Raw genomic sequence first — 216 nt, 5'->3', positions numbered from 1 at the left:
GGCCGTGGCTGGTGAGGTGGCGCTTGAGCGTCTTGTAGGTCTTGCCGTCGATGAAGCTGACGATGCCGTCGGGCCGGACCGACTTGCGGATCTGGGCCGCGCCGGGCTTGTCGACGTCCGCCGGGGCCGCCGCGCCGGTCTCGACCGTCAGCGTACCGGCGACGAGGCCGGCGATCGCGCCGTGCACGCGGGCGATCAGCGCCGGCAGCTCGGCGG

The 216-nt window shown here is 74.1% G+C and carries 1 protein-coding gene; it reads right to left on the bottom strand.

Features of this window, described 5'->3' with window-relative positions; all coding sequences use genetic code 11:
- Window positions 1–216, bottom strand: a 216-nt coding sequence (locus ACLBX9_RS03195; RefSeq protein ID WP_447717892.1) for a MucR family transcriptional regulator, incomplete at both ends; no start/stop codon positions are given.

Source organism: Methylobacterium sp. A49B (assembly GCF_053346215.1).
This window is presented reverse-complemented; position numbering and strand designations above follow the sequence as displayed.